The 7168-nt window shown below is 64.7% G+C and carries 9 protein-coding genes; 6 read left to right on the top strand and 3 right to left on the bottom strand.

Annotation, left to right across the window (positions count from 1 at the left end):
* From ACLBXN_RS23540 to ACLBXN_RS23525, 4 genes are all read left to right on the top strand, one after another.
* Positions 1 to 147: aldehyde dehydrogenase family protein (locus ACLBXN_RS23540; protein WP_447613676.1), on the top strand; the 147-nt coding region annotated here is incomplete at its 5' end.
* 134 nt (positions 148 to 281) lie between these two features.
* Positions 282 to 1163: a LysR family transcriptional regulator gene (locus tag ACLBXN_RS23535; RefSeq protein WP_447613755.1), complete on the top strand. Its 882-nt coding sequence runs from the start codon at positions 282 to 284 to the stop codon at positions 1161 to 1163.
* 92 nt (positions 1164 to 1255) lie between these two features.
* Positions 1256 to 1966 (top strand): DsbA family oxidoreductase, encoded by a 711-nt coding sequence (locus tag ACLBXN_RS23530; protein WP_447613754.1) that lies wholly within the window; start codon positions 1256 to 1258, stop codon positions 1964 to 1966.
* Positions 1967 to 2026: 60 nt separating this feature from the next.
* The gene (locus ACLBXN_RS23525) at positions 2027 to 3055 is read left to right on the top strand and encodes a cyclase family protein (protein ID WP_447613753.1); all 1029 of its coding nucleotides are present in this window, start codon (positions 2027 to 2029) and stop codon (positions 3053 to 3055) included.
* Between the two features lie 36 nt (positions 3056 to 3091).
* Here the strand turns inward: ACLBXN_RS23525 and ACLBXN_RS23520 are convergent, their stop codons facing one another.
* Both ACLBXN_RS23520 and ACLBXN_RS23515 read right to left on the bottom strand, forming a co-directional pair.
* Positions 3092 to 3787 (bottom strand): LrgB family protein, encoded by a 696-nt coding sequence (locus ACLBXN_RS23520; protein WP_059441595.1) that lies wholly within the window; start codon positions 3785 to 3787, stop codon positions 3092 to 3094.
* A 3-nt stretch (positions 3788 to 3790) separates the two neighbouring features.
* Positions 3791 to 4258: a CidA/LrgA family protein gene (locus ACLBXN_RS23515; protein WP_447613752.1), complete on the bottom strand. Its 468-nt coding sequence runs from the start codon at positions 4256 to 4258 to the stop codon at positions 3791 to 3793.
* A 77-nt stretch (positions 4259 to 4335) separates the two neighbouring features.
* Here ACLBXN_RS23515 and ACLBXN_RS23510 point away from each other — a divergent pair, with 77 nt between their 5' ends.
* Positions 4336 to 5250 carry a LysR family transcriptional regulator gene (locus tag ACLBXN_RS23510; protein WP_447613751.1) on the top strand — a complete coding sequence of 305 codons (915 nt, stop codon included), beginning with the start codon at positions 4336 to 4338 and terminating at the stop codon, positions 5248 to 5250.
* A gap of 49 nt (positions 5251 to 5299) precedes the next feature.
* A complete protein-coding gene (locus ACLBXN_RS23505; RefSeq protein ID WP_447613750.1) occupies positions 5300 to 5962 on the top strand; it encodes a pseudouridine synthase in 663 nt (220 codons plus the stop codon).
* A 15-nt stretch (positions 5963 to 5977) separates the two neighbouring features.
* On the opposite strand, the gene ACLBXN_RS23500 is transcribed toward ACLBXN_RS23505, so the two are convergent.
* Positions 5978 to 7063 (bottom strand): hypothetical protein, encoded by a 1086-nt coding sequence (locus tag ACLBXN_RS23500; protein WP_447613749.1) that lies wholly within the window; start codon positions 7061 to 7063, stop codon positions 5978 to 5980.
* Positions 7064 to 7168: the final 105 nt, after the last annotated feature.

The raw sequence follows: 7168 nt of genomic DNA, 5'->3' as shown, positions 1-7168 counted from the left end.
ATGGTCATGGTCAACCTGCCCACAGCGGGTGTGGACTACCACGTGCCGTTTGGCGGGCGCAAGGGCAGCAGCTACGGCCCGCGCGAGCAGGGTCGCTATGCCCAGGAGTTCTACACCACGGTGAAGACGGCCTATACGCTGGCGTGATGCTTGGGACCGCTCGAGCCCGCGGCAGGCCTTGAGCAGTCCACGTTTCAGAAGAAGAGCGAGCCCGCCCCGGTCGCGTCGGCCCTGCAGCGAAAGCTGCTACGCTGCGGCCCAGTTTTTCGCTCTTCTCTTCCATGGATTCGCTCACCCCTTTGCGCGCCTTCAGGCGCATTGTCGAACTGGGCAGCATCGCCAGGGCAGCCGATGCACTCGATCTTTCCTCGGCGGCCCTCAGCAAGCAGTTGCGCGCGCTGGAAGCACAGCTGGGTGCGGTGCTGATCCAGCGCACCACGCGCCGCATGAGCCTGACCGATACCGGCCGGGCCTACTACGCCGAATGCTGTCGGCTGCTCGATGGCTTTGACATGCTGGAGCAGTCGGTGCGGGCGCAGTCCCAGCAGGTGACCGGGCGGCTGTGCGTGAACGCGCCGCTGTCGTTTGCGCTGAGCACGCTGGCGCCGCTGCTGGCGCGCTTCATGCAGCGCCATCCGCAATTGCAGATCGATCTGTCCATGGAAGACCGGCTGGTGGACGCCGTGGGCCAGGGATTCGATGTCTCCATACGCCTGAGCGCCGAACTGGCGGACTCATCGCTGATTGCGCGGCGTCTGGCCTCGCTGTCGCAAATGTTGTGCGCGTCGCCGGCCTACCTGCAGCAACACGGCCGCCCTGACAGCGTGGCCACACTGCGTGGCCATGCACTGCTGAATTACAGCCTGGCTCAGGCCGATGACGGCCTGCAGGCACCGGGTGACGCACGCGCCAGCGTCAACAACAGCCTGATGTTGCGGCAGCTGCTGGTGGCCGGCCTCGGCATCGGTGCACTGCCGTCCTTTCTGGCCCGGCCCGCCATCGCTCAGGGCCAGCTGGAGGCATTGAGCCTGCAAGACTGGGCAGAGCCGCCACGCCATGTCTACGTGGTCTATCCCACGCAACGCCACCTGCTGCCCAAGGTGCGCGCCTTTGTGGACTTTCTGGCAGAAGAGCTGCCTGCGGAGATGGGCAGCGATTCTTGACGCCGGATTAAGAGTCTCTCAAGCGCAGGCCTCTTACTCCTGCGAGGCCTGCGCCCTACGCTTGCTGTCCATCAGCCATGAAGGACACAAGCATGACGCAATGCCATGATTTTTCCTGCGCTCTGCCCGCGCAGGTCGCAGCCCATCCAGCCTCTGACCCGGTCCTGTCCGTGGCAGCGCAGGCAGCTCCCGTCATCGATTTCTTCCACGACGTGGTTTGCGGCTGGTGCTATGTGATGTCGCCGCGCCTGCGCCAGGTGGCCCGCGAGCTTGGTCTGCGCGTACGTCAGCGCAGCTTTGTGCTGCAAGCCTCCCGCGCCGAAATGGTGGCTAGGTTTGGTTCCATGGAGCAGGCCAAGCAAACCATTCTCGGGCACTGGGAGGCCTGCGCGCAGCATGACGACACCCAGCGCATCGACATCGAAGGCATGCGCCGCGAAAGCTTCGAGTACCCCAGCGGCCTGGCTGGCGCACTGGCCTGCCAGGCTGCCCAGATGCTCGAGGGCGACGAGGCTCACTGGAATCTGTTCGATGCCATACAGCACGCCCATATGAGTGCCCATCGCAACATAGGCGACGCCGAGGTGCTGCTGGACATCGCCACGCACACCGGCTTCGAGCGCAATGCTTTTGCACGCTGCATGGAAAGTGCCGAGGCCTTGAACATGGTTCACCAGGACCTCGCACTGGCTCAGCACCTGGGCCTGCGCAGCATTCCCACCTTGATCGCCCAGGGGCTGCCACCGCTGCAGACCCAGCCCCTGGACCTGCTGCGCGAGCGGCTGCGCGCCCTGGTGGGCTAAGCCATTTCCTCTCACTTTCTCACTCGCGCCGCAAGGTGCACCGCTTCCTAGGAAACACTCATGAACTTCTCTTCCCGCGCCCGTGTCCGGCACTTGCCCTCCCTGTTGCTTGCGATGGCAGCAGCGTTTTCCGGCCTGGCTCATGCCCACGGTGGCCACACGCTCCCGGCCGGTTCCGGCCAGGATGTGGGCACCAGCCTCTGGGGTCCGGGCGACGAGATCGGCCGCCTGAATCTGATCACGCCTGCCTCGCGCGCCGCCATCCTGCAGCGCATCACAGGCGGCCAGGTCTATGACCTCGCCACCGAGTACTACGTGGGCATGCCGAGCTGGCAGGACGCCGGCGATCCGCACTACCAGTTCTGGATGACGCACACGCCACGCGGCACCGTGGTGGACGACCCCATGAACGTGGGCAAGAGCATGAATGCCACGCGCAGCTACACGGGAACGGCTTTCTCCATGTACAGCCATACGGGCACGCACATCGACGCACTCAACCACTTCGGCATACGCGGCAGGATATGGAACGGCTTCAGCGCCGACGAGCATCTGGGCGACCGCGGCTGGCAGCGCACGGGCATAGAGAAATTCCCGCCACTGGTGGCGCGCGGCGTGCTGATTGACGTGGCTGCGGCCAAGGGCGTCGACATGCTGCCCGACCAGTACCGGATCACGCGCCAGGATCTCAAGGAGGCGCTGGCCCGCCAGAACGTGACGCTGCAAAAGGGCGATATCGTGCTGATTCGCACGGGCCGCATGAAGCTCTACGAGCAGCCCCAGGCTTACATGGTCAAGCCGCCAGGGCTGGGCCTGGATGCGGCCCGCTTTCTGGCCGAGGATGCGGGTGCCATGATCGTCGGCGCTGACAATCTGAGCCTGGAGACCTTCCCCTCCGAGGTGGACGACGACTATGTGCCGCTGCACAGCTATCTGCTGGCCCAGCAAGGCATACCCATCATGGAGCTGGTGGCCCTGGACGCACTCTCGCGCGATAAGGTCTATGAGTTCGCCTTCATCGGAGGGCCGCTCAAGATCCGCGGCGGCGACGCCGCGCCGCTTCGCCCGATCGCCATTCCGGTGCGCTGAGAGCGGCGCTTGCCGGAGCCAGTCCCCAAGCGCCGCTCAGAAAAACAATGTGCGCACCCAGGGGGCGGCCAGCACGTTGACGGCACCGGCAATCATCATCACCAGCGATGCCATCACGGCCTGCACCTCGCCGGCCTGGCGCGCGCGGGCCACGCCGCTGCCATGGGCGGCTCCGCCCCAGCTGGCGCCCGTGGCCAGCTTGCTGCGGATGCGGGGCAGCACACGCAGCACGGTCTCGCCCAGCAGCATGGCGCTGACACCGGTCAGCAGCACGAACAGGGCCGCCAGATCGGTGGGGCCGCCCAGCACTTTCTCGGCCTCGATCGCAAACGGTGTCGTGATGCTGCGCACGGCCAGGCCTTTTTGCAGCGCCTCGGACAGGCCGAACATATCGGCAAACGCAATGGTGGTGGAGATGGACACCAGGCTGGCCACGACCACGCCAGTGGCAATCGACATCCAGTGCTTGCGCAGCAGCTTGCGGTTTTCGTACAGCGGCAGCGCAAAGGCCACGGTGGTGGGGCCCAGCAGCCAGACCAGCCAGTGCGTCTGGGCAATGTATTGGGGGTAGCTGACATGGGTCAGCAGCGACAGGCCGATCAGCACCATGGGCGTGGCAACGATGGGCATCAGCAGCGGGTGGGGATGCTTGCGGTACAGGCGTTTGTTGACCCAGTAACAGGCAACGGTGGTCAGCAGCGAGAGCAGACCGATGACTTCATTCGACAGCATGGCTTACTCCTTGCCGGCTTCGCGGCCGGACTTGCGCCTGGCCAGCCACAGCTCGAAGCGGTAGACGCGATCGACCGCCAGCGCGGTCACTGCCATCACACAGGCCGTGCTGGCCACGATGACGGCCAGGATGCGCAGGCCCTGATGGCGGATCAGATCGGGGTATTCGGTGACCACCAGCATGGCGGGCACAAAGAACAGCAGCATCTCGGCCAGCAGCCAGTTGGTGCCGCTTTGCAGCCAGCGGGCCTTGACCAGGCCCGAGAACAGCCCCACCGCAAGCAGGCCGAAACCGATCAGGCCGGCCGGCATGCTCCAGCCGAAATGCTGGCGCAGCACATCCATGGCAATCCAGATGGCGCTGAGCAGGCACACTTGCAGCACGGCCTTGAGCAGTTGCAAGAGAGTCTGGGCAAAAGAATGGCTGCCGCCCTGGGCGCGAGGGGTGGCAGCTTCCGGAATCTGTGACATGAATGTGATTCTAGGGTTTTCACCTATATTCATAAAATGACTTATTCTCATTTTTTCCATGCATAAAAGGAATTGTCATGGACCTGCGTGCCCTGCGTTACTTCATCGAGGTCGTGCGCCAGAACGGCTTTACCCGCGCGGCTGACGCCTTGCATGTGACCCAGCCAACCATCAGCAAGATGGTCAAGGCACTGGAGGACGAATTCGGTGGCCGCCTGCTGCTGCGCGAAGGCCGGGGCGTGCAGCTGACCGACGCAGGTCAGGTGGTCTATGACCGCGGGCTGGAGATTCTGGGGCAGGCCCAGCTGCTGCGCCGTCAGGTGGCCGAGGTGGACCACATCACGCGCGGCGAGCTGTCCCTGGGCATCATGCCCACCACGGGGCACTACATGGCGCCGGTGATCGCACTGTTCCAGCAGCGCTATCCGGGCGTGAATCTGCAGGTGAACGAGCAGGGCGCGCGCGCCCAGTACCAGCTGATCCAGGAGGGCAAGCTGGACATGGCGCTGGGCCTGTTCGCGGCCCCCGATCCGGCGCTGGAACGCTATACGGTGGCGCGCCAGAAGACGCGCGTGGTGCTGCCTGCCCAGCAGGTGGCTGACCCCTGCCAGCCCATGCGCTGGAGTGATCTGCGCGACCTGCCGTTTGTGCTCTATACCTCGGACTTTGCACTGCACGAGCATGTGCTGCAGCAATGCGAGGCGGCGGGCTTCACGCCCCAGGTCAAGCTGCAGACACGCTACTGGGACTTCATCGGCCATCTGGTCGCGGCCCAGGTGGGCGTGGCCGTGATGTTCGAGCATGTCATCGCGCGCTACGACCCGCAGCGCGTGGCCAGCCGACCCCTGGTGGAGCCCGAGATCCCCTGGGATGTGGCGCTGATGTGGCGGCCCGGCTACCTGTCGCGCGCGGCCCAGGCCTGGTTGGATTGCGTGCGTGAGGTGTATCCGCAGCCGCTGCTGGGGGCGGCTTTTCCGGATTTTCAAAACTGATAGCTGTATTCGTATGTCCAGTAAGCGATACAAGGCTTTTTGATACTTGATGTCAGTCCCGGCCTTTGTTGCTAAGCTCGCAACCATGCCTCGCCCGTTCTCTTCCAATCGCTCCAGCGACTTGCGCCGCAGCACTGCGGTGCGCCAGCCCGTGTCCCGGCCCGAGCACACGCGCCTGCTGTGCTTTCACAAGCCCTATGGAGTGCTCAGCCAGTTCACGCCCGAGGGCAAATGGCAGGGCCTCAAGGACTGGATCGATGTGCCCGGCGTCTATGTGGCGGGCCGGCTCGATGCCGACAGCGAAGGTCTGCTGCTGCTGACCAATGACGGCCAGTTGCAGGCCCGCATTGCCGACCCGCGCCACAAGATGGAGAAGACCTACTGGGTGCAGGTCGAAGGCGTGCCCGACGAAGCCGCGCTGCAGCGCCTGCGCGATGGCGTCGAATTGAGCGACGGCAAGACCCTGCCCGCGAGGGCCCGCCTGATAGAACCCCAGCCCGGCATGTGGCCGCGCAACCCGCCGATTCGCGTGCGCCAGAACATTCCCGATTGCTGGATCGAGCTCATCATCCGCGAGGGCAGGAACCGTCAGGTGCGCCGCATGACGGCTGCCGTCGGCCATCCCACGCTTCGCCTGGTGCGCATGGCCGTGGGGCCTTACTCGATCGAGGGGCTGGAGCCCGGCCAGTGGCTGGATGTGCTGCCGCTCTAGTGGCGCAGCCGGGGTTCAGCGCAGCATGTCCAGCTCCTGCAACTCCTCGTCCTGGGGCAGCTCTGCGGCTTTCCAGCCTGCCCATTGCAGCCAGTTGCTGCGCTTGGGGTTGAACCAGGTGGCTTGAACCTGTGCGGGCTCCAGTTGCCCTTGCAGCAGCTGCATGGTGGAGCGCAGCGATGCCTCCTTGCTTCGCAGGCAGGTCCGCATCTGCTGCATCAGATCCCGCCCCTGGCTCAGCAGACGACTGCGCGCCATTTTTTCGAGCGAAGGCTGGCATTGTGCATAGGCCAGCAAGCTCGCACTGGGTACGTCGCCGTTGGCCACCAGATTCAGCACCGTCTGGTGTCTTTGCAGCTGCTGATCAGGCATCAGTCCCGCGAGTTGCAGCTCCAGCGCGCCTTCGTGAAAGCGATAGAAAGCCGGTACCGCAGACAGCAGGGTGTAGCTGCTGCCGTTGCGTGAGCGCTCGCGGTGGCTGATGATGCGGCTGCCTTGCTGCAGCAAGGGCTGCACCAGTTGCAGCAGAGCCTGGCGGTGCTCGGCATCGTCAGCCTTGAGCGGCACGCGCAGCTGGGTGCTGGCATAGCCGCGCCACTGGTCGCGCCAGGCGATACAGCCTGCGGTATTGGGCGCGACGAACATCAGCGCCACCAGCGACAGCATGGGCACGATGCCGGCGGCCAGCGACCAGCCGGCCGCCGCGTCTTCGCCCTCGCTGACGAGATGACCCATGAGCTTGATCAGCGTGCTGGCGGCAACCAGAAAGGCCAGCCCGCTGCCCAGGGACAGTATCTGCGGCGAGTAAAGATCCTCAGGCAGTTGCACCAGGGTGACCAGCATGACCAGGCAGCCCGACAGCACCACGGCGGCAGACAGCACGCGGAACAGGGCCGGGTGCCGGTGTGCCTGCTGCTGGATATCGAGGGCCGGGTTCTGCTCCAGCTCGCTCAGCAACTGTCTGCGGCGCCACCAGCGCAGCGGCTGCCAGAGCAGGGCGCTGACCGCCAGGCCGGCGAGCATGCTGATGAACAGCGCCGAAAAAGCCCATAGCAGCAAGGCTGCCACCAACAAGATACCCAGTCCGACCAACCAGCTCATGCCCGCGATTTTCCTTTTGAATTGATAGCTGTCTGCGCTTGATAGGTAAGCGTTTCAGCGTGTTTTACACGAAAAAAAGCGCTGCCTGCAAACGCAGGTCAGCGC

Source organism: Comamonas sp. C24C (genome assembly GCF_053345995.1).
This window is presented reverse-complemented; position numbering and strand designations above follow the sequence as displayed.